This is a genomic window from Limnohabitans curvus (assembly GCF_003063475.1).
Taxonomy (GTDB): Bacteria; Pseudomonadota; Gammaproteobacteria; order Burkholderiales; family Burkholderiaceae_C; genus Limnohabitans; species Limnohabitans curvus.
On sequence record NZ_NESP01000001.1, the window covers coordinates 172,650 to 193,830 of the forward strand.

Consider the following 21,181-nt stretch of genomic DNA (forward strand, 5'->3'; position numbering starts at 1 on the left):
AAACACAGAAAAATCAGGCCGAAGTGTCCTTCAGCTTTAAATCATGGCGCGTGATGGAATACCCGCGATCCGCGTAGTGCTTCCAGCGCTGACGCGCTTGCTGACGGTCTTCGTCGTCAAGGGTGACCACTTCAATCGTGCGCTCAAAGCGCTCGTAACCTGCTGCCACCTCGCCGCCCAAATTCAGCAGCACTTGATGGTGCGGCAGCTCGGGCCCGCCTTCAATTTGTGCAGCCAACACCACGGGCGATGCCATCAGCTGTTCAGCGGGGCTACCAGCACGGCAATGCGCCACAAACTCAAGAGGCGAGAAGGTCCACAACAAGGTGTCAAGCGCTTGCAACGAGGCGGGTGCGCCCGTCACCACCACGCGCGCGCCGCTGGCCACGGCCTTGCGCAGCAAGCGGCAGGCGTAGGCCAGTTTGTCGGGCGCGTTGAAGTGAAAAGCGATTTCGGTCATTTCGCTTTCTTTGCAGGCGTTTTTGACGCGGCCTGAATCGTGCCCAACAGGTATTGCAACAGCAAGCCCACGGGGCGGCCTGTCGCGCCTTTGGCAGCGCCGCTCTTCCAGGCTGAACCCGCGATGTCCAAATGTGCCCAAGGGTAGTCTTTGGCAAAACGCTGCAAGAACTTGGCAGCGGTGATGGAGCCCCCCTCACGCCCTGCCACGTTGGCCACATCGGCGAAGTTGGACTTGAGACCTTCTGCATATTCCTCGTCCAAAGGCAAGCGCCAGCATGGGTCAAGGGCAGCTTCGCCAGCGGCAAACAAGGCATTTGCCAAGTCGTCCGAGGGCGAGAACAAACCACTGCGCACATGGCCCAGCGAAATCACGCAAGCGCCAGTGAGGGTGGCAATGTCAATCACCGCACGGGGTTTGAAGCGTGTGGCGTAGGTCAAGGCGTCACACAAAATCAAGCGGCCTTCGGCGTCGGTGTTGAGCACCTCAATGGTTTGACCGCTCATGCTGGTGATCACATCACCGGGCTTCAAAGCCGTAGCGTCAGGCATGTTTTCGCAGGTGGGGATAAGACCCACCACGTTGATGGCGGGCTTCAAGTGCGACAGCGCCTCAAACGTGCCCAGCACGCTGGCAGCACCGCACATGTCGAACTTCATCTCGTCCATGCCGGGGCCTGGTTTGAGGGAGATACCCCCCGTGTCAAACGTGATGCCCTTGCCCACTAAGACGGTGGGCACAACTGATTTAGCGGCACCGGTGTACTGCAACACGATGAAGCGCAAAGGCTCGACCGAGCCACGTGCCACCGCAGCAAACGAGCCCATGCCGAGTTTTTCGATTTCTTTGGGGCCCAACACCTGGCATTGAATGCCCGCCTTCTTGCCCAATGTCTTGGCTACATCGGCCAAATGGGTAGGGGTGGCGTGGTTGGCGGGACGGTTGCCCCACTCTTTGGCCAGTGACACACCGGCCACTTGGGCACGGGCAAGGTCAAACTCGTGTTTGGCGGCTTTGGTCTTTTCAGCCGTTGGCAAAGCCAACACCACGCGCGTCAAGCCTGCGGCTTTGGCCGAGGGTTTGGTGGCGGTGTACACATAGCTGGTGTCGGCCACAGCTTGAGCCGCGGCTTGCAGGCGATGTGCGCTGGCATCGGCCAAACACACGGTGATGTGGGCGGGCTTAGCCGTCTTGAGCGAAGCCACTGCCGCTGTCACGGCTTGGCGCACGATGCGAGCGCTGCCATCGCCACTGGACACTAAAACCACACGTTTGGCGCTCACGCCCTGCGGGCGCCACACGCTGAGCAGCTTGGCGGGCGACTCGTCTAAATCACCGCTTTTGCGTGCCTCAGAAATAAGTTGCGACAAAACGTCTTTGGCAGGCTTGTCCTTGGCAGATACCAAGATAATCAACGCATCGGTTTTATGCGTGGCTGCAGCGTGTAAATCTAGGGTCTTGAGCTCGAAGTTCATAATTGCGGTTTTCCTCTGTCGCTGATGTTATTCCATTCCTCCATTCGCAAAGAGCTGGCACGCAGTTTTGGCGCCACGCTCATCGTCTTGGTCACCATCGTGATGACCATGATGCTCATCCGCACGCTCGGTCAGGCCTCGAGCGGCAGCGTCAACCCAACTGAAATCAGTTTGGTCATGGGCTACACCATGTTGGGACACTTGCCCACCGTGCTCACCATGAGCCTGTTCATCGCATCGGTTGGCACCCTGTCTCGCATGTATTTGGAAAGTGAAATGGTGATTTGGTTGGTCAGCGGCCGCGGCTTGCGCGCCATCCTGAAGCCCATGATTCGCTTTGCGTGGCCCACGCTGCTGACGGTCAGTGTTTTGGTGTTGCTGGTGTGGCCTTGGTCCAACCAGCAAATCAGTGAACTCAAAGAGCGCTTTGAACAACGCGGCGATTTAGAACGCGTCTCGCCCGGTCAGTTCCAAGAGTCTGCCAATGGTTTGCGGGTGTTCTTCGTTGACAAGGAAAGCGTGGAGAACAAAGAAGGCAAAAACGTCTTCATCTCTTCGAGCGAGCGTGGCAAGCAAGCCATGACGTCTGCCAAAAAGGGCCACGTTGAAACCATCGATGAAGACCGTTTCTTGGTGTTAGACATTGGCCAGCGCGTGGAGCAAACCAACGGCGAGACCGAGCTGAAAGTCAGCGAATTTAAGGTCTACGGCACACGAATCAGCCAAGATGTGAAGGCCGCAGCCGAGCAACCCACCAAAACCATCCATTCGCTGCAGCTCCTGCGCAATCGAACACCCAGCAATTTGGGTGAGTTGGCTTGGCGTTTGGGTCTGGCCATTGCGGCATTTAACTTGTTGGTCATCGCCTTGGCCATCACCAGTGCCAACCACCGAGTGGGGCGCGGCGGCAACTTGGCCCTGGCTTTGTTCATCTTTGTGGTGTATTACAACTTCATCAACCTCAGCCAAAGCTGGATCAGTTCGGGCAAAGTTCAGTTCTTGCCGAACCTGATTGCCTTGCACGGCGGCGTGTTCCTGTTTGCCATGACTTGGTTAGCCATCCGCCATAACAACTGGAGCTGGCGCAACCTGTTGGTCAAACGCCGCGCCAAGGAAACTGCCGCATGAAAACCTTGCGACGACTGATTTACGGCGAAGTGCTGATTGCCGTGGCGTTTGTGACGCTGAGCTTTTTGGCGCTGTTTTTCTTTTTCGACTTTGTGGACGAACTGCAAAACGTCGGCAAAAACGGCGGTAACTACCAAGTGAGCCACGCGTTCTCGTACGTGCTGCTGCTCGTGCCTAGCCACTTGTATGAATTGCTCCCTATCTCGGTGTTGATCGGCACTATTTTTGTGATGGCACGTTTGGCACAAAGTTCAGAGTTCACCATCCTTCGCACCAGTGGACTTGGGCCTACTTTGGCGCTGCGCAACCTGATGGGCTTGGGGTTGGCGTTTGTGGTGCTGACGTTTGCGGTGGGCGACTACTTGTCACCGTTTTGTGACCGCTACGGCCAACTCTTGAAGTCGCGCTACTTGGGGCAAATCACCGTGGGGCAAACCGGTGCTTGGTTGCGCGAGCGCCAAGACGACCGCAGCTACGCTGTGAATGTGAGCACCCTCACGCCTGAAGGCAACCCCAAAGGCATCCGAATTTTTGAATTCAACAAAGACGGTCAATGGGTCGCACTCACCAAAGCAGAGGTGGGCTTGCTGTCCAACGATGAGGCCTGGGACTTGCGCAACATCGAACGCAACGAGGTCGTTCGCCAAAACAATGAATCGGCACTGGCGCGCAAGCATGCGGACAGCCAGCGTTGGCCCACCGGCATCACCTCTGAGATGATCTCTGTTGCCCTGCTCAAGCCCGAACGCATGGGCACGATTGACTTGTTTCAATACATCCAACACTTGAGCGCCAACGGCCAAACCACGCAACGCTTTGAGATTGAGTTCTGGAAAAAAGTGTTCTACCCACTGAGTTGTCTGGTGATGGTGGTGCTTGCGCTCCCCTTTGCATACCTGCATTTCCGCAGCGGCAACATTGCCAGCCATGTGTTTGGTGGGGTCTTGGCAGGCATCAGCTTCTTTTTGCTCAACAACGTGTTCAGCTACATCGGCAACATCAACAGCTGGGCACCCTGGTTTGCAGCCGCGGCACCTGGCATGCTCTACACCCTCGCCTCACTGGCAGCCTTTGGCTGGCTGGTGCTGCGCCAATAAGGTTTTTACATGCACGCCATCATTTTGTTTGCCCACGGCTCACGCGACCCGCTGTGGCACAAGCCCATCCAAACCGTGGCCGAACGCATTGCTCAGCGCTCGCCCAGCACCGTGGTGCGCTGCGCCTACCTTGAGCTGACCGAACCCGACCTGCCCCATGTGGCCAATGCCTTGGTCGCCGAAGGCGCGACCAGCTTATGCGTGGTGCCCATGTTCTTGGGCGTGGGTCGACATGCGCGCGAAGATTTACCCGAACTGATGCACGCCCTCAAAGCCAAGCACCCAAACATCGACATCACCTGTCAACCCGCCGTGGGTGAGCAAGATACCTTGCTGGACTTGCTCGCTGAAATCGCACTGGGGCGCGCCAACAGTCAGTCCACATCAAAAGCATAAGAAACCGTTTAATTAGATCATTAAGGCATAATGAGTGGTAAATCACGCCACCGCGCCATGAACTTACATCAATTTCGTTTCGTCCAAGAAGCCGTCCGCCGCAACCTCAACCTCACCGAGGTGGCCAAATCACTCCACACGTCTCAGCCCGGCGTCTCCAAAGCCATCATTGAGCTGGAAGAAGAACTCGGCATCGAAATCTTCTCGCGCCACGGCAAGCGCCTCAAGCGCGTGACCGAACCAGGCCAGCATGTGCTGCGCAGCATTGAGGTCATCTTGCGCGAGGTGGGCAACTTGAAGCGCATTGGCGAGCAGTTCAGCGCCGAAGACAGCGGCACCTTGTCCATCGCCACCACCCACACCCAAGCCCGTTATGTGCTGCCCGTACCCGTGGCCAAGCTGCGCGAGGCCTACCCCAATGTGAACATCAGCCTACACCAAGGCGCCCCTGCGCAAGTGGCGCAAATGGTGATGGACGAAGTGGCCGAGATTGGCATTGCCACCGAATCACTCTCTGAATACCCCGAGCTGGTGACCCTGCCCTGCTACGAGTGGGAGCACATGTTGGTCATCCCCAAATCACACCCGCTGGCGGGCAAAGTGCGCATCACGCTCGAGGACTTGGCGGCTGAGCCCATCATCACCTACCACCCGTCGTTCACAGGCCGCACCCGCATTGACAAAGCCTTTGCAGCGAAGAACCTCTCGCCACGCATTGCGCTTGAAGCGATTGACTCAGACGTGATCAAGACCTACGTGCGCTTAGGTTTGGGCGTGGGCATCGTGGCCGAGATGGCCGTGAAAGACGGCTTGGACGACGACCTCGTCGCCCGCCCCGCCTCGCAGCTGTTTGGCAAAAACGTGGCGCGTATTGCGTTCAAGCGCAGCGCCTACATTCGCCACTTTGTGTACGACTTTGCAGCGCTCTTGAGCGACCGCCTCGACCGCAACCTCATCATGAAGGCCCTCGACGGCCACCCTACTGACTTCAATATGTAAGCCACGCAACATGACCACACCGCACCTCGACACCAAGTTTCCCAAAATCGGCACCACCATCTTCACGGTCATGTCGGCGTTGGCCACTGAGAAAAATGCCGTCAACCTCGGCCAAGGCTTTCCCGACTTTGACTGCGACCCCAAGCTCGTGGCCTGCGTGAACGACGCCATGACGCACGGCCTCAACCAATACCCGCCCATGACCGGCGTGCCCGCGCTGCGCGAAGCCGTGGCAGACAAGATTGAGTCGCTCTACCAATACCGCTACGACGCCACCAGCGAAATCACCATCACTGCAGGTGCGACACAAGCCATCCTCAGCATCATCTTGGCGGTGGTGCGTGCGGGTGACGAAGTCATCGTGCTCGAACCCTGCTACGACAGCTACATCCCCAACATCGACATGGCGGGCGGCGTGGCCGTGCGCGTGCCGCTCACGCCAGGCACCTTCCGCCCAGACTTCGACAAAATCGCAGCGGCCATCACACCCAAGACACGCGCCATCATCGTCAACAGCCCGCACAACCCCAGCGCCACCGTGTGGACGCGCGAGGAAATGCTCACGCTGCAAGAGCTGCTTGCCCCCACCAACATCGTGCTGATCAGCGACGAGGTGTACGAGCACATGGTCTACGCGCCGCTGCAACACTTAAGCGCCTCAAGCTTCCCCGGCTTGGCCGAGCGTGCGTTCATCGTGTCGAGTTTTGGCAAAACCTTCCACGTCACGGGTTGGAAAATTGGCTATGTAGCCGCGCCTGCAGCCTACAGCGCCGAATTTCGCAAGGTGCACCAGTTCAACGTGTTCACCGTCAACACACCGGTACAACACGGCTTGGCCGCATTCCTGCAAGACCCGCAGCCTTACTTGCAACTGCCCGCCTTTTACGCCGCCAAGCGCGATCTGTTTCGCCAAGGCTTGGCCCAAACCAAGTTTGAGCTGCTGCCCTCCGAAGGCAGCTACTTTCAGTGCGTGCGCATAGCCAACCTGGGCGTGCCAGAGAAAGACCTGAGCGAAGCCGACTTCTGCAAATGGCTCACTTCTGAAATTGGCGTGGCCGCCATTCCCCTCTCCGCCTTTTACGCCGATGGGTTTGACCAACGCGTGGTGCGCTTTTGCTACGCCAAGAAAGACGAAACTTTGAAATTGGCACTAGGCCGACTGGCTCGCCTGTAAGCACTGCATGCACCTGCCCACTCTGTGTCTCGTCACGCCAGCCTTGGCTGACGCCAACAACGGCAATTGGCAAACGGCTCAACGCTGGGCCCACATGTTGTCGGCCTCGTTTCAAGTCCGCATCAGCCCTGCATGGCCGGATGGCCACGACGCGGATGTGATGCTGGCCTTGCACGCGCGGCGCTCGGCACCATCGGTGGCCGCATGGGCAAGCGCGCATCCTGAACGCCCTCTGGTGCTGGCCCTCACAGGCACCGATCTGTACAAAGACATTGACCACGATGCCGATGCCCAGCGCTCGCTAGAGCTGGCACACCACCTCATCGTCCTGCAAGCGCAAGGCCTGCAAGCGCTGCCCGTCCACCTGCGCCACAAAGCACACATCATTTACCAATCCAGTACGCCGCTACCCGCCGTCGACAAAACACACGCGCATTTGCGTGTGGTCATGGTGGGACATCTGCGCGATGAAAAATGGCCGCAGGTGCTGTGGCAAACCGCGCAAGCCTTGCGCGCGGACGAAGGCATTTACATCGACCACATTGGCAAGACCCTAGACCCTGCGTTGGCCAAAGAAGCCCAACACGTGGCCAGCCAATGCCCGCACTACCGCTGGTTGGGCGAACTGCCCCACAAACAAACACGCCGCAGCATTCAACGCGCGCACGTGTTGGTACACACCAGTCGCCTAGAAGGCGGCGCACACGTCATCATGGAAGCTGTGCTCAGTGGCACGCCTGTGTTGGCTTCGCGGGTGTCGGGCAATGTGGGCATGCTGGGGGACAACTACCCCGGCTACTTTGAACCCGGCAACGCCACCCAGCTTGCAGCTCTGCTGCGCGAATGCAAGCAAACCCAAACACATGCGGATGGCTTATTGGCCCAACTGACCCAGGCATGCCAAGCACGTGCCCCCTTGTTTCAACCCGAGCGCGAACAAGCCAGCCTGTGCGCGCTGCTGACTTCTGCTTTTGACCCCGTATGACACACCTTCATCGCCGCCAGCTTTTCGCGCTGCTGGCCAGCGCAGCCCTGCCCTTTGGCTCAGCCGCACAAGCCACCAAAACACAAGGCCGCCTGGTCATCATTGGGGGCGCGGAAGACCGCAAGCAAGACCGCATCATCCTGCGCAAGTTTCTTGAACTCAGCGGTGGCCCGAACGCCAAAATTCGTGTCATCAACGCCGCCAGCGGCGTACCCGATGTGGTGTGGGCCAGCTACCAAGCTGTGTTTCAAGACCTAGGTGCGCTCAACTGCGAGGTGGTGCCCATGCTCACCCGCGACGATGCATCTGAGCCCAACGTGGTCAGCCAACTGGCAGAGGCTGATGGCATTTTCATCACAGGTGGCGATCAAAACCGACTCATGCAATGTCTGTGGGAGTCCCCTGCCGCACAAGCCATGCACCGAGCCTTTCATCTGAACAACACCTGCATTGCAGGCACCAGTGCAGGCGCAGCCGTCATGTCGCGCCACATGTTGGCCCAAGGCACGCCCACCCCCACACCAGAAAAAGATGGGGTATCCATGGACATCGGCCTAAGCTTCATGCCCAACGCCATCGTGGACCAACACTTCTCGCAGCGCCATCGCCTGAGCCGTTTGCTCTCGGCCTTGGCACAACGCCCAGACCTCTTAGGTGTCGGCATTGACGAAGACACAGCGTTGGTCATCGAGCCCAACCAATCGGTCGAAATTGTGGGACGTGGCGCCGTCACGCTGGTCGACCCGCGCCGCATGCGCAGCAACTTTGACAACGCGGATGGTGGCGACAAACTCGAAATGCTTGGGCTGCAACTGCATGTGCTGCCCGCAGGCAATCGTTACGTATTGCCCAGCAACCCCAAGAACCGCAAACAACCTGTGCTGCTGTGGGATGCACTCTCGATGCTGGCCAAAACAGGGCCCATGCGCGGTTAAACATCGTCATGCAAGCCCTCCTCAACGCCATCGCCACGATGGCACTCTCGAGCGACGCACACCGCGTGTTTCATGGCCGAGGCGGTTTGCACCCAGGCTGTGAGCATTGGGTGCTCGACGCTTTCCCGCCCGTGCTCGTGCTCACCAGCTTCAAACCCACCACCGACGATGAACTGGCCGCTGTTCATGCCGCCTTGCAAGCACGCTGGGCACACATCGCTCCCGAGCAGCCCCTCAACTGGGTGTTTCAGTGCCGCCATGAAAGCCAAACCGAAACGCGGCTGATGAGCGGCGCAGTCCCCGAACCCCATGCGGTCACCGAGCAAGGCGCACGCTTTCGGGTCCATGTGCTCAAAGGCCAAAACCACGGCCTGTTTCTCGACATGGCCGAAGGCCGCCGCTGGGTACGCCACCATGTGGCCGCCCACCCCAAACTCAAAGTGCTCAACCTGTTTGCCTACACCTGCGCCTTCTCTGTCGTGGCACAACAGGCCGGCGCCAAACACGTGGTGAACGTGGACATGAGCCACGGCGCCATGGCCACAGGCCAGCAAAACCACCAGCTCAACGGCCTCAACTCGGGTGCGAGTTTTTTAGCGCACGACATTTTCAAAACCTGGGGCAAGATCACACGCAGTGGCCCCTACGGACTCGTCATCGTGGACCCGCCCAGCTACCAAAAAGGCAGCTTTGTGGCTACCAAAGATTACGCCCGCCTCATGCGCCGTTTGCCAGAACTATTAGCACCTGGCGGACACGCCTTGTTGTGCCTCAACGCCCCCGAACTGGGCCTCTCTTTTTTGCAAGACCAAATGCAAGAACTCGCGCCAGAACTTGTGTTTGAACAACGCGTCCCCAACCCCGCAGTGTTTGCCGATGTGTCGCCCGAACGCGCGCTCAAAGTGCTGGTGTACAAGGCCCCTGATCTATGAGATCGCCCATTTCAGTGGTCGATGTGGACCGCCCAGAAACCTGGACACGCTATCGCAATGGCCTGTGCGACACCTGCGCTGCCAACTGCTGCACCATGCCCGTCGAAGTCAAGCTGCCAGACTTGGTGCGCTTAGAACTGGTCGACCCTTTTGAAGCCGAACACGAAGAACCCAAACAAATCGCCAAACGCTTAAGCAAGGCAGGTCTGATTGAGCACTTCAATTTCAAGAACAGCATCTTCACCCTCGCCCGCCGTGCCAGCGGCGACTGCCAATTCTTAGATGCCCAAACCCGCCGCTGTACCGTTTACGACAAACGCCCCAACACCTGCCGACTGCACCCGCAAGTGGGACCAAGGCCGAATCACTGTCCGTTTGGGGCGGTGAAAAAAACGCGTTAACAACCTAACTGCAGAACAACGCGATAGCCCACCTTGGCACTATGTGCAGCAGGCAGAAAACGTGTTGTACGAGTAGCAAGGCAAAGGGGCGCATTTGGTCGAGTTGTTGGACTATGCACGGTTAAGACCTTTGGGCGAGGCATCGTTGCAGCAGCGGTTGATTAACTACTCGAGCCACCGCTAACATCCGCACCGCCTTGAGGCTGTCTTTCATTTCCAACTGCGCCACTTTCAAATCGAAGGTGGCTTGCAAGTTCAGCCAGTATTGGGGCGTTTGGCCTAAAGCACGGCCCAAACGCAAAGCCATCTCAGCAGTCACAGGACGGTCGCCTTTGAGCAGATGTGACACACGCATGGGTGACACGCCAATGGCCTCGGCAAACGACGCTTGGGTCATGCCCAGTTCGTCCAATGCTTCGCGCAAAAATTCACCAGGGTGAATGGCGGGCAAACCGTTCTTTGGTTTTAGGGCAGTCATCGTCATTACTCCTCAGTGGTAATCCACAATTTCAACATCATGGGCATGACCCCGCTCAAACCGAAAGCACAAACGCCAACGGTCATTGATGCGCACACTCCACTTGCCCTGTAAATTCCCCGTCAATGCTTCCAATCGGTTTGACGGAGGCATTCGCAGGTCATCCACTTCGGTGGCTGCATGCAGCTGAGCCAATCGCATCACTGCACGTTTGAGTATTTCTGGCGGAAGACGGCGTGACCTACCTGTGGCGAACAGTTTTTCAGTTTCGTCGTTGGCGAAGTGTTGAATCATCCACTGGCTCGCAGTATAAACAATTTGTTTATAAAAAGCAAGGCAACATTTGACTTGCTGGGCAAGACATCAGCTTAGATAAGTCGCCAAATTAATTGAGCAAGTTGAGCTTCAGCAATGCGTTTTACAAACTCAATAACTCAAGTGCTGCCAAGCCTTATCCAGCCGCTTGACACTCACCGGCTGCGGCGTGCGCAGCTCTTGCGCGAAGAAGCTCACGCGCAGCTCTTCCAGTAACCACCTGAACTCTTGCATGCGCGCATCGGTCACGCCTTTGCGCTCGGCCACCAAGCGCCAATACTTTTGCTCCAGCGGTTTGAGTTCGGCCAGTTTGGCGGCGTCGCGTGCGGGGTCGGCGCGCAGTTTATCGAGGCGCAGCACCACGGCCTTGAGGTAGCGGGCGAAGTGTTGCAGTTGGGCAAATGGGGTGTCGGTGATGAAGCGTTTGCCCACCAAGCGTTGCAGTTGCTGGGCGGCGTCGGCCACGCTGTCGGGGCTGATTTTGGTGTCTTTGACTTTGCGGTTGGCCGCGGCAAACTCGGTCAACACGGTGGCGGCCAAGCGGGCCACTTCGTTGGCAATGAGGGTGAGTCGGCCACGGCCTTCGTCGAGGCGGCGTTTGAAATCGGCCTCGCTTGTTGGGAGTGGGTCGAGCAAGAAGGCTCGGTCCAAGGCCACGTCCAAAATTTGTTGTTTCAACTCTTCGGCAGTGCCGCCGCCTGAGCCGTCAGGCGACTTGCCGACCATCATGTACGCGACCGACATTTTTTGCAGGTCGGGCAAGTTTTTCTCCAAGTACTTGAGCGCGTCTTTGATCTGCATGGCAAACAAGCGACGAAGGCCCGCGCGGTGTTTGGTGGCGGCCACTTCGGGCTCGTCAAACACCTCGATGGACACGGCATCGCCCACATCCACCAAGGCCGGAAAGCCAATGAGGGTTTGGTTGCCTTTGGTGATCTCCATCAACTCGGGCAGCTCGCCAAAAGTCCAGCTGGTGTAACGCTGAGCAGCAGACGCAGCAACAGACGCCACACGACCAGAAGGTGTTGGCTGATGGGGAGCCGCGGGTGACGATTTCTGTGAGGCATGAGGAACCCGCGGCTCCCCATCAGCCAACGCCGCAGCTCCGTCAACGCCCGCACCAGCACTCAAAGTGCCCACACCTTTCAAAGCCGCCAACGCCTGAAACGCGCCACGCGCTTGGCTGCCCAACTCGGCTTTCAACGCGCCCAAGTTGCGGCCGTGGCCCAACTGACGCCCGTGTTCGTCCACCACCCGAAAGTTCATGAACAGGTGCGGGGCCAGCATGTCGAGTTTGAAGTCGGCGCGCTTCACGTCCACTTGGGTGGCGTCGCGCACCAGCTTGAGCAAGGCGTCCACCAACGGGCCAGCGCCAAACGCCACGTCAGACGACAAGGCCTCGGTCAAGCGGGCGGCGCTGTCAGGCAAAGGCACCAAACGCGAGCGGGGCCGTTGGTGCAGGGTTTTGAGCAAGGCATGAATTTTTTGGTTCAGCATGCCCGGCACCAGCCACTCGGCGCGCTCTTCGCTCACTTGGTTCAGCACAAACAACGGCACGGTCACGGTCAGGCCATCTTTGGCGTCGCCGGGTTCGTGCAAATAGTCGGCCGCGCAGTCCACACCGCCAAGGCGCAGCGTCTTCGGAAACGCTTGCGTGGTGATGCCTGCGGCTTGGTGACGCATCAGCTCTTCGCGGGTGAGGTGCAGCAGTTTGGGCTGGCGTTTCACCTCGTCGCGGTACCAAGTTTCCAGCGTCACCAAGCCGCACACCTCGGCGGGCAACTGCTGGTCGTAAAAGGCGTAAATCAGCGCGTCGTCGACCAACACGTCTTGGCGGCGCGACTTGTGTTCCAGCTCTTCCACTTGCGCAATGAGCTTTTGATTGGCCGCCAAGAACGGCAGCTTGGTGTCGAGCTCGCCCGCCACCAAGGCTTCGCGAATGAAGATTTCGCGGGCACCCGCCAAGTCCACTTTGCTGTAGCTGACGCGGCGGCCGTTGTAGGCCACCAAGCCGTACAAGGTGGCGCGTTCTAGCGCTTTGACTTCGCCCGCTTTCTTTTCCCAATGCGGGTCGAGCAATTGCTTTTTCAGCAAATGGCTGCCCACTTGCTCCAACCACTGCGGCTCGATGGCGGCAATGCCACGGCCAAACAAACGCGTGGTCTCGACCAACTCGGCCACCACCACCCAGCGCCCAGGCTTCTTGCGCAAATGCGCGCCAGGGTGCGGGTAAAACTTGATGCTGCGTGCGCCCAGATATTCGTTGCTGCTGGTTTGTCCCGCAGCGGGTTCGAGCTTGCAGCCCACGTTGCCCAGCAGGCCTGCCAGCATGGACAAATGCAATTGCTCGTAGCTGGCGGGCAAGGTGTTCAGGCGCCACTTGTGCTCCGTCACCACGGTCAGCAACTGCGAGTGGGTGTCGCGCCATTCGCGCACACGACGCACGTTGATGAAGTTTTGGCGCAACAGCGCTTCGTATTGGCGGTTGCTCAGCTTGTGCTCGTTATTTTTGCCACCGCGTGAGTTTTCGAGCCATTTCCAGAGGTTGAGGTAGCCGCTGAATTCGCTGCGGTCGTCGTCAAACTTGGCGTGGGCTTGATCGGCAGCGGCTTGCGCTTCCATCGGGCGGTCGCGCACGTCTTGCACGCTCAAGGCCGAGGCGATGACCAAGACTTCGTCTAAGGCGTTGCGGTCACGCGCTTCCAAAATCATGCGGCCCACGCGGGGGTCGAGGGGCAATTTGGACAGCTCGCGGCCCATGGGCGTGAGTTCGTTGTCGTCGTCCACCGCGCCGAGTTCGCTCAAGAGTTGGTAACCGTCGGCGATGGCTTTGGGGCGCGGCGCCTCCAAGAACGGGAACTGCTCCACGTTGCCCAAGTGCAGCGCCTTCATGCGCAAGATCACCCCCGCCAGCGATGAACGCAAAATTTCGGGGTCGGTAAAGCGCGAACGGCCGTTGAAGTCCACCTCGTCGTACAGGCGAATGCAAATGCCGTTGGCCACGCGGCCGCATCGGCCTGCGCGTTGGTTGGCGGCGGCTTGGCTGATGGGCTCGACCATCAACTGCTCCACCTTGCTGCGCCAGCTGTAGCGCTTGACGCGGGCGTTGCCCGCATCAATCACGTAGCGAATGCCGGGCACCGTCAGCGAGGTTTCGGCCACGTTGGTGGCCAACACAATGCGGCGCCCGCCACGGGTGTCAAACACACGGTCTTGCTCGGCGCTGGACAGTCGGGCGAACAGCGGCAGCACTTCGGCGCTGCGCATCACAGGCGAGTGGCTCAGGTGGGCGCGCAGGTGGTCTGCCGCTTCGCGAATCTCGCGCTCACCGGGCAAGAACACCAAGATGTCGCCCTGCTGCGACGGGTTGCTCCACAGCTCGTCCACGCCGTCGGCGATGGCGTTGTTCAGGTCGTAGTCACGGCTTTCTTCGAAAGGGCGGTAACGCATCTCCACGGGGAAGGTGCGGCCCGAGACCATCAACACTGGGGCTGGGCCTTTGGCCGAGGCGAAGTGTTGCGCAAAACGATCCGCATCAATCGTGGCCGAGGTGACGATGATTTTTAGGTCCGGCCTGCGCGGCAAGATTTCGCGCAAATAGCCCAGAAGGAAGTCGATGTTCAGGCTGCGCTCGTGGGCCTCGTCAATGATGATGGTGTCGTAGGCCTTGAGCAGCGGGTCGTTTTGCGTTTCGGCCAACAAGATACCGTCGGTCATCAACTTGACCGAGGCGTCTTTGCTCAGCCTGTCTTGAAAGCGCACCTTGAAACCCACCACATCGCCCAAGGGCGTGTTCAGCTCTTCGGCAATGCGCTTGGCCACCGAGCTGGCGGCAATGCGGCGCGGCTGGGTGTGGCCAATGATTTGTTTGCGTTGGCCTGGCTTGGGGTTGGGCCCCAGCTCCCTACCTTGACCGCGCCCCAGAGCCAGCGCCATTTTGGGCAGCTGCGTGGTTTTGCCAGAGCCCGTTTCACCACACACGATGACCACTTGGTGGGCCTGCATGGCAGCCATGATTTCCTCGCGTCTGGCCGAGACAGGCAACGATTCTGGAAATTCAATCTGGAAGGGAACGGACGTAGACAAAACAGGCACTAACTTGATAGACAATCCGCAATTATCCCCGTCCGGCTCTCACCGAGAACGCTCACCCACTTACCCGCCACAAACCAGCCCACATGTCCGCCGTTTTTGACTTCACCTTTGTGCCTTGGTTCCGTTCGGTCGCGCCCTACATTCACATGCATCGCGGCAAGACCTTTGTCGTTGGCATCGCGGGCGAGGCCATTGCGGCAGGCAAGCTGCCCAACTTGGCGCAAGACTTGGCCCTCATCCAAAGCATGGGCGTGCGCATTGTGTTGGTTCACGGCTTTCGCCCACAGGTGAACGAGCAGCTGGCCGCCAAAGGCCATGCGCCCCATTACTCACACGGCATGCGCATCACCGACGGTGTGGCCCTCGACTGTGCGCAAGAAGCCGCAGGTCAACTGCGCTTTGAGATTGAGGCCGCTTTCAGCCAAGCCCTGCCCAACACGCCCATGGCGGGCGCCACGGTGCGCGTGATTTCTGGCAACTTCATCACCGCCCGCCCTGTGGGCATCTTGGACGGCATCGACTTTCAACATTCGGGCCTGGTGCGCAAGGTGGATGTGGCGGGCATCACCCAAACCCTCACCGCGGGTTCGATGGTGCTCATCTCGCCGTTTGGCTTCTCACCCACGGGCGAAGCGTTCAACCTGACCATGGAAGAAGTCGCCACATCGGTGGCCACCGCTTTGCAAGCGGACAAACTGCTGTTTGTGACCGAAACACCGGGCATTCGCATTCGCCCCATGGAGCCAGAGAGCGAAGACAACCCCATCGACACCGAACTGCCTTTGGACGCCGCCAAACAACTGCTGGCCACCCTGCCCCACACCACAGACCCCTCCGATATTGCGTTTTACTTGCAGCATTGCGTGAAGGCCTGCGAGACGGGCGTGGAACGTAGCCACATCTTGCCGTTTGCGGTGGATGGCTCGCTGCTGCTGGAGGTGTACATGCATGACGGCATTGGCACCATGGTGGTCGACGAGAAACTGGAAAGCCTGCGCGAAGCCACGCATGAAGATGTGGGCGGCATCTTGCAACTGATTGAGCCGTTTGAAAAAGACGGCACCTTGGTCAAGCGTGACCGCAACGAGATTGAACGCGATGTCGGCCAATACACCGTCATCGAACATGACGGCGTGATCTTCGCCTGCGCAGCGCTCTACCCCTACCCTGAAGCCCAAACGGCGGAGATGGCGGCACTGACTGTGTCACCCCAATCGCAAGGCCAAGGCGATGGCGAAAAGGTGCTCAAGCGCATCGAACAACGCGCCCGCAACAAAGGCCTCAAGAGCATTTTTGTGTTGACCACGCGCACCAAGCACTGGTTCTTGAAACGCGGCTTTGTACAGGTTGATCCCGACTGGTTGCCCGAGGCACGCAAACGCAAATACAACACCGACCGCAGGAGCTTGGTCTTGGTGAAAAAGCTGTAAAAAAGACCGACTTCTCATCGAAGTCGGTCTTTGCGTTGAGGCTAAGAGCTGGTTCAGCGCATATTCAAGACAACTCCTTTCAGGCTATCAAGTGCAATTGGCTTGCCACCTGCCAGCGTATCAATCGCGGAAGACAACACATTGGGCAGCTCTGTTTTGGCCATCTGACGCGCCGATGCACCGTTTGGTGCAAGCACCAATCGACCTCCAATAATTGCGCCTTTGAACGTCACCACTTCATTGTTGGCGTTACGTGTTTCGATGGTTGTGTAACGTGCGTTCAAGTTGCCAGGTGACACTGTCTTATTCGCTGGGACATCCGCCATCTGCAATTTGATGGCGCTACTTCCTTGCCCATCAAAACGTACACCAACCCCAGTTGTCGTAGTGCCCATCACGGTCACAGGCAAAATGCCGTTACTCGCATTCAATGTCACAGCATTGCTGGTACTGACGGTGGCACTCAGCAGTTCGTTCACCGCTGCGCGTTGCCCAGGGGTGAATGAACTTGGTGTCGAGTTCAACCAATTGGGACGGTTACGCATCAAGGCCACTGCTTGCTGGCGGCTCATGGTTGACAACTGCTCAGGACTCAACGCTGCCATTTGTTTGACACTCAACGTCTGCACCTGCGATGGCGTCATTCTGCTGATTTGAGCCTGCGTGAGTTGACGAATGTCTGCAGGCTGGAGCGATTGCACTTGGGTGGCTGTCAGTGTTGGCGCCTCCCCAGCCCTCGCGGATGGGCTCGCGCTCATGACACCTCCTGTTGCAGTTGCGCCAGTTGCGACCGAGCCGTTGGCTAAAGCCACAAGCGTTGAGCGTTGCACGGGTGACAAGGCATTCGCATTACTGCTCATCACCGCTTGCGCTTGGCTGGGGCTAAGCGATTCCATTTGTTGTACCGACAGACTTTGCACCTGTGCGGGTGACAAGGCACTCAACTGGTTCGCACTCATCGCGGCCACTTGTGCCCCTGAGAAAACAGACAGCGCTGTGGGCGAGATGGCTTGCACACTTGCCACAGACATATTGCCTATTTGTGAACCCGACAAACCCATGATGGTGCTAGGCGACGGTGCGCTGCCTGCCAATGTAGGAACCACGGCATTGGGTGCTGTCGTGGCTTGTGAGCCTTGGGCACCTGAGGATGATGTCGATGGCCCTGTCGTTGAAGCACTGGCACTCAAAGCGCCGCCCACAGTGGCGGGGTTATTGGCGTTGGCCTGGCTGAACAAAACCGACAACACAGGATTGACAGCCTGCATCGCAGCTTGTTGTGAAGGCGTCATGTCTGACAGCTGTGAAGGTGTGAACGCCATCAACTGGGCTGAAGACAAGCCTCCAAGCTGATTGGGCGTCAGCTGCGCCACCTGAGCATTCGACAACGACTGAATTTGTGCGGGGGTTGTAGATGAACTCACGCTTGAGCTTGAGCTGTTGGATGACGGCAAAGCGCCTTGCTGTGCGGAAGACAAGGCAGCAAGTTGTGACGAGGTCAGCGCCGCAACTTGAGCCGTTGTAAATGCAGCCAATTGACTCGTTGTCATGGCCCCCAACTGCGTGCTGCTCAACGCGGCCACTTGTGAGGTCGTCATGGCTGAGACTTGTGCGGTGGTCAGCGCTGCCATTTGTGCGGCAGTCACAGCACCCAGCTGCGTGCTACTCAATGCGGCCACTTGTGAGGTCGTCATAGCCGCCACTTGTGCAGTGGTCAGCGCTGCCATTTGTGCGGCAGTCACAGCACCCAGCTGCGTGCTGCTCAATGCGGCCACTTGTGAGGTCGTCATCGCCGCCACTTGTGCAGTGGTCAGCGCTGCCATTTGTACGGCAGTCACAGCACCCAGCTGCGTGCTGCTCAATGCGGCCACTTGTGAGGTCGTCATAGCCGTGACTTGCGTTGTTGACATCGCTGCCAATTGCGCACCAGAAAACTGAGTGATTTGCGAAGTTGAAAAATACCCAATTTGTGTTGCGGTCAAGCTTTGAATATTGCCTGTCGTCAACCCAATAATTTCAGAATTGGTGATCGCTTGAATTTGCGCAAGCGTTGTCAAGGTCGTGATGTCAAACGGACAAGGGCCTGCACAAATAACCCCTGGATTTTGGACATTGCTTCCTGTGTTGGTCACGCTTCCTGTCAGCGCGAGCGAAGCAGTTCCGTCATTGTGAATAGCGCCAGATCCAGAAATCGCATTCGCAACTGTTGGTGAGCCGGTTAAGTTAAATGTCAACGTTCCGTTGTCAACGATGTGTGTCGTGGCAGACAGCGCGCCCGCAGACCCACCATTACCAATTTGCAGCGTCGCACCGTTGTCGATGGTCGTGTCGCCTGTGTACGTGTTTGTGCCGGTCAACACCTGCGTACCGCCCGCAACGGTCAATGCGCCCGTGCCACTGATAACGCCACTGAACGTATCGCTGGCGTTTGTGATGGTTAAACGCTTCGCAGAACCTGCGGCCACAGGAATCAATGTGTTGGGATAAGAAGAGGTGTCTACCGCGTTTGTAGCAGGAGAGCTCAAATAAACATGACCGCTCCCAGACAAACTGGTGATGGAAGCGCCCGTAGTTACGCCACCGATATCCAAAAATCCATCATTCGTGATCTTTGATGAGGCAGCCACGCTCCCAGCGCCTTCAAGCCTCAAGATCGTGTCCGCATGGATCGTCGTAGGCCCTGTATAAGTATTCACACCTTTGAAGGTGAGGCCTGCAACTTGCCCTGGCATCAACTGTGACGAGCCCGACAGGGATACCCCCCCAGTACCTGAGATAACACCATTGAAAGTGTTGTACGACAGATTCGGGGTTGACCATGACGCATAACTGAGCAAGCTGGGAATTGCATTGATTTCCAGCGAATTAGCACCTAAAAAAATAGTTGGCGCAGTCGCGGTGGGTGAAGAACTCAATTCAGCAATATTTAAATTTCCAGTTTTTCCACTGATATCTAAATTGGCGTCATTCAACATCATGACTTTCACGGCTGAACTAGAAAAACCACCCGCGCCTTGAAGGCTGAGTGAGCCTTTGCTCAACATGAGTGTTGGGGCATCGATCGTGCTCACACCTGACATGGCAAAAATTCCAGAAGATCCAGACGCCAAGTTATTGACAAAAATTGTGACAGGCATTTTGGAGCTGTATACAGTGCTACCAAACGTTTGATTCAACGTGATACCGCCACTGATGACGCCTGAATAGCTTAAACCTCGCGCCACTGAGTCGCCCGCTTGGTTGAAAGAAATAACCCCTTCCAGCGGGGTTTGAAAGTACGAGGTAGAAGTTGCATTGAATGCAATGTTGCCCGTCCCGTAAATCACACCGCTGGCTTTCAAGATGATGCTCGAAGTCTTGGTCGTCCAACTGATGTTGTCATTGATGACGATGTCCCCCAGCCCTCCAGAATTGGCCGTGCCAATGTGTGTCCCCGGAATATTTCCATTCAAAGAACTGTCAGACTGAATCACCACCCTCGAGCTGTCAATAGCGGCGCTCAGGGCGGCGCCAGTGATGTCTCCCCCTGTGGGCGCAATCGTGAAATCCGTCGGGTCTAACAGCCATGTGCCTGTTGCACCAGCAGGCGCTTGGGTTGATATGCCAATTCCGTTCACGTGCAGCGCATGACCTGATGTTTCAATCTCACCGCCATTGCCCGAGCGAGGACCGGCGTTTGCATCAATGCGGCCATGAACCTGCGTTTGCGACGCTGCGTTGCGCACATCGCTCCACAACACCACTTTGCCGCCATCGCCTGCGTCTGTTGCGCTGGCATCAATTGTTGCACCCGCATCCATCGTGACCTTGGTGGCCTGGCGTACATTGCCCCCGCCTTGCCAATCACCACCGACCAACACCGTGCCACCGCCGGTCGGGCCTGTGGCAGAAATGGCGCTGGTGGCGCTGAGTGTGATGTCATCCGCCTCAAGAACGATCTGTCCGCCTTTGTTTGAAAGACTGTTTGCAGACAGACGGCCGCTGTTTCGAATAACGCCCGCTTGCAACTTATCCAATGCCACGGCTGAAATAATAATTTGGCCATCAGGGGCCTGAACGGCTTGACGGTTTTCAATCAAAGAAGCCATCGTGCTTGGCGTTGTGCTGATACCAGCCAAGCTGTGGTTGCCATCAAAATTTAAGGTCACCACCTCACCAGACGCCAACGCCACCGAACCCGCGCGAGCAATCACCACGCCAGCGTTTTGCACCTCGGGTGCCAGCAACGCGATGTAGCCGCCCAGTGCGGCGTTCAACTGACCATCGTTGACCACTTTGCCTGTCGCACCGTTGCGACTGAACACGTTGCTGCCCGCCATGAAGTTGGCGTCGCTGATGCTGTGCGTGGTCGCCACCAAAGCCCCCACATCCACCTGCGAGGTAGGAGAGAAATACACACCATTGGGGTTGGTCAAAAACACTTGCCCATTGGCTTGCATCTGCCCATAAATTTGACTGGGGTTTTGATCGGCAATGCGGTTGAGTGTGACGGCTTGCGCGTTGGGCTGGTTAAACACCACCGAAGCGTTTTGCCCAACGTTAAAACTGTTCCAGTTGATCACCGCACGTTGACTGCTTTGGTTGATGGTCATGCGCGCCGCCTGTGCTGTGGCCGTTTGCGCAACGCTGGCTGCGCCTTGGGCCACCACACCACCTGTCGGTAACTGCGTGGCAACGGGTGGTGCTTGTTGTGCGTAGAGCTTGAAACTTCCCCCCGCCAACACCACGCTTGCAAGGGTGCTGAGCACAAGCTGGCGACTGCGTGAGCCGCCCTTACCACTGCTCTTGGTCAATTCAGACACCGCGTGCCAGCTTTGCGTGACCTGCGACCAAACCAGACGGTACAAACGATTAAGAGAGGCGTGACCATTCATTTTTTTA

The 21,181-nt window shown here is 57.8% G+C and carries 16 protein-coding genes; 10 read left to right on the top strand and 6 right to left on the bottom strand.

Going from position 1 to position 21,181, the window contains the following annotated elements; genetic code table 11:
* Positions 1–13: 13 nt before the first annotated feature.
* Together B9Z44_RS00735 and B9Z44_RS00740 are read right to left on the bottom strand one after the other, a co-directional pair.
* Positions 14–460 carry a DNA polymerase III subunit chi gene (locus B9Z44_RS00735; protein WP_108358786.1) on the bottom strand — a complete coding sequence of 149 codons (447 nt, stop codon included), beginning with the start codon at positions 458–460 and terminating at the stop codon, positions 14–16.
* The gene (locus tag B9Z44_RS00740; RefSeq protein ID WP_108401421.1) at positions 457–1,935 is read right to left on the bottom strand and encodes a leucyl aminopeptidase; all 1,479 of its coding nucleotides are present in this window, start codon (positions 1,933–1,935) and stop codon (positions 457–459) included. Before B9Z44_RS00740 ends, B9Z44_RS00735 begins: the two co-directional genes overlap by 4 nt.
* A gap of 24 nt (positions 1,936–1,959) precedes the next feature.
* Here B9Z44_RS00740 and lptF point away from each other — a divergent pair, with 24 nt between their 5' ends.
* The 9 genes from lptF to B9Z44_RS00785 are packed head-to-tail and all read left to right on the top strand — an operon-like array spanning position 1,960 to position 9,982.
* Positions 1,960–3,063, top strand: coding sequence for an LPS export ABC transporter permease LptF (gene lptF, locus B9Z44_RS00745; protein ID WP_108358788.1), 1,104 nt, complete (start codon positions 1,960–1,962; stop codon positions 3,061–3,063).
* Positions 3,060–4,160, top strand: a complete 1,101-nt coding sequence (lptG, locus tag B9Z44_RS00750; RefSeq protein WP_108358789.1) for an LPS export ABC transporter permease LptG — start codon at positions 3,060–3,062, stop codon at positions 4,158–4,160. The genes lptF and lptG overlap by 4 nt, the downstream gene beginning before the upstream one ends.
* A gap of 9 nt (positions 4,161–4,169) precedes the next feature.
* Positions 4,170–4,556, top strand: a complete 387-nt coding sequence (locus tag B9Z44_RS00755; RefSeq protein WP_108401422.1) for a sirohydrochlorin chelatase — start codon at positions 4,170–4,172, stop codon at positions 4,554–4,556.
* Between the two features lie 57 nt (positions 4,557–4,613).
* On the top strand, positions 4,614–5,555 hold the full coding sequence (locus tag B9Z44_RS00760; protein WP_108402749.1) for a CysB family HTH-type transcriptional regulator: 942 nt from the start codon (positions 4,614–4,616) through the stop codon (positions 5,553–5,555).
* A gap of 10 nt (positions 5,556–5,565) precedes the next feature.
* On the top strand, positions 5,566–6,729 hold the full coding sequence (locus B9Z44_RS00765; RefSeq protein ID WP_108401423.1) for a pyridoxal phosphate-dependent aminotransferase: 1,164 nt from the start codon (positions 5,566–5,568) through the stop codon (positions 6,727–6,729).
* A gap of 7 nt (positions 6,730–6,736) precedes the next feature.
* Complete coding sequence (gene senB, locus B9Z44_RS00770) at positions 6,737–7,714, top strand: selenoneine biosynthesis selenosugar synthase SenB (protein WP_108401424.1); 978 nt, start codon at positions 6,737–6,739, stop codon at positions 7,712–7,714.
* Positions 7,711–8,649: a cyanophycinase gene (locus B9Z44_RS00775; RefSeq protein WP_108358793.1), complete on the top strand. Its 939-nt coding sequence runs from the start codon at positions 7,711–7,713 to the stop codon at positions 8,647–8,649. The genes senB and B9Z44_RS00775 overlap by 4 nt, the downstream gene beginning before the upstream one ends.
* Before the next feature lie 8 nt (positions 8,650–8,657).
* Positions 8,658–9,581 carry a class I SAM-dependent methyltransferase gene (locus tag B9Z44_RS00780; protein ID WP_108401425.1) on the top strand — a complete coding sequence of 308 codons (924 nt, stop codon included), beginning with the start codon at positions 8,658–8,660 and terminating at the stop codon, positions 9,579–9,581.
* Positions 9,578–9,982, top strand: coding sequence for a YkgJ family cysteine cluster protein (locus B9Z44_RS00785; protein WP_108358795.1), 405 nt, complete (start codon positions 9,578–9,580; stop codon positions 9,980–9,982). The genes B9Z44_RS00780 and B9Z44_RS00785 overlap by 4 nt, the downstream gene beginning before the upstream one ends.
* A gap of 121 nt (positions 9,983–10,103) precedes the next feature.
* Here the strand turns inward: B9Z44_RS00785 and B9Z44_RS00790 are convergent, their stop codons facing one another.
* From B9Z44_RS00790 to hrpA, 3 genes are all read right to left on the bottom strand, one after another.
* Positions 10,104–10,460, bottom strand: coding sequence for a HigA family addiction module antitoxin (locus tag B9Z44_RS00790; RefSeq protein WP_108358796.1), 357 nt, complete (start codon positions 10,458–10,460; stop codon positions 10,104–10,106).
* Positions 10,461–10,472: 12 nt separating this feature from the next.
* Entirely contained in the window at positions 10,473–10,754 is a 282-nt protein-coding gene (locus tag B9Z44_RS00795) for a type II toxin-antitoxin system RelE/ParE family toxin (RefSeq protein WP_108358797.1), read from the bottom strand.
* A gap of 132 nt (positions 10,755–10,886) precedes the next feature.
* On the bottom strand, positions 10,887–14,789 hold the full coding sequence (hrpA, locus tag B9Z44_RS00800; protein WP_245912826.1) for an ATP-dependent RNA helicase HrpA: 3,903 nt from the start codon (positions 14,787–14,789) through the stop codon (positions 10,887–10,889).
* A 164-nt stretch (positions 14,790–14,953) separates the two neighbouring features.
* Between hrpA and argA the strand changes: the two genes are divergently transcribed.
* The gene (gene argA / locus B9Z44_RS00805) at positions 14,954–16,300 is read left to right on the top strand and encodes an amino-acid N-acetyltransferase (protein ID WP_108358798.1); all 1,347 of its coding nucleotides are present in this window, start codon (positions 14,954–14,956) and stop codon (positions 16,298–16,300) included.
* Positions 16,301–16,353: 53 nt separating this feature from the next.
* Here the strand turns inward: argA and B9Z44_RS00810 are convergent, their stop codons facing one another.
* A complete protein-coding gene (locus B9Z44_RS00810) occupies positions 16,354–21,174 on the bottom strand; it encodes a two-partner secretion domain-containing protein (protein WP_108401426.1) in 4,821 nt (1,606 codons plus the stop codon).
* Positions 21,175–21,181 lie beyond the last annotated feature (7 nt).

Excerpts from the sequence above, each read along its gene's own strand:
- B9Z44_RS00735 (WP_108358786.1), bottom strand. The coding sequence starts at position 460 with ATGACCGAAATCGCTTTTCACTTCAACGCGCCCGACAAACTGGCCTAC.
- B9Z44_RS00740 (WP_108401421.1), bottom strand. The coding sequence starts at position 1,935 with ATGAACTTCGAGCTCAAGACCCTAGATTTACACGCTGCAGCCACGCAT.
- lptF (WP_108358788.1), top strand. The coding sequence starts at position 1,960 with ATGTTATTCCATTCCTCCATTCGCAAAGAGCTGGCACGCAGTTTTGGC.
- lptG (WP_108358789.1), top strand. The coding sequence starts at position 3,060 with ATGAAAACCTTGCGACGACTGATTTACGGCGAAGTGCTGATTGCCGTG.
- B9Z44_RS00755 (WP_108401422.1), top strand. The coding sequence starts at position 4,170 with ATGCACGCCATCATTTTGTTTGCCCACGGCTCACGCGACCCGCTGTGG.
- B9Z44_RS00760 (WP_108402749.1), top strand. The coding sequence starts at position 4,614 with ATGAACTTACATCAATTTCGTTTCGTCCAAGAAGCCGTCCGCCGCAAC.
- B9Z44_RS00765 (WP_108401423.1), top strand. The coding sequence starts at position 5,566 with ATGACCACACCGCACCTCGACACCAAGTTTCCCAAAATCGGCACCACC.
- senB (WP_108401424.1), top strand. The coding sequence starts at position 6,737 with ATGCACCTGCCCACTCTGTGTCTCGTCACGCCAGCCTTGGCTGACGCC.
- B9Z44_RS00775 (WP_108358793.1), top strand. The coding sequence starts at position 7,711 with ATGACACACCTTCATCGCCGCCAGCTTTTCGCGCTGCTGGCCAGCGCA.
- B9Z44_RS00780 (WP_108401425.1), top strand. The coding sequence starts at position 8,658 with ATGCAAGCCCTCCTCAACGCCATCGCCACGATGGCACTCTCGAGCGAC.
- B9Z44_RS00785 (WP_108358795.1), top strand. The coding sequence starts at position 9,578 with ATGAGATCGCCCATTTCAGTGGTCGATGTGGACCGCCCAGAAACCTGG.
- B9Z44_RS00790 (WP_108358796.1), bottom strand. The coding sequence starts at position 10,460 with ATGACTGCCCTAAAACCAAAGAACGGTTTGCCCGCCATTCACCCTGGT.
- B9Z44_RS00795 (WP_108358797.1), bottom strand. The coding sequence starts at position 10,754 with ATGATTCAACACTTCGCCAACGACGAAACTGAAAAACTGTTCGCCACA.
- hrpA (WP_245912826.1), bottom strand. The coding sequence starts at position 14,789 with ATGGCTGCCATGCAGGCCCACCAAGTGGTCATCGTGTGTGGTGAAACG.
- argA (WP_108358798.1), top strand. The coding sequence starts at position 14,954 with ATGTCCGCCGTTTTTGACTTCACCTTTGTGCCTTGGTTCCGTTCGGTC.
- B9Z44_RS00810 (WP_108401426.1), bottom strand. The coding sequence starts at position 21,174 with ATGAATGGTCACGCCTCTCTTAATCGTTTGTACCGTCTGGTTTGGTCG.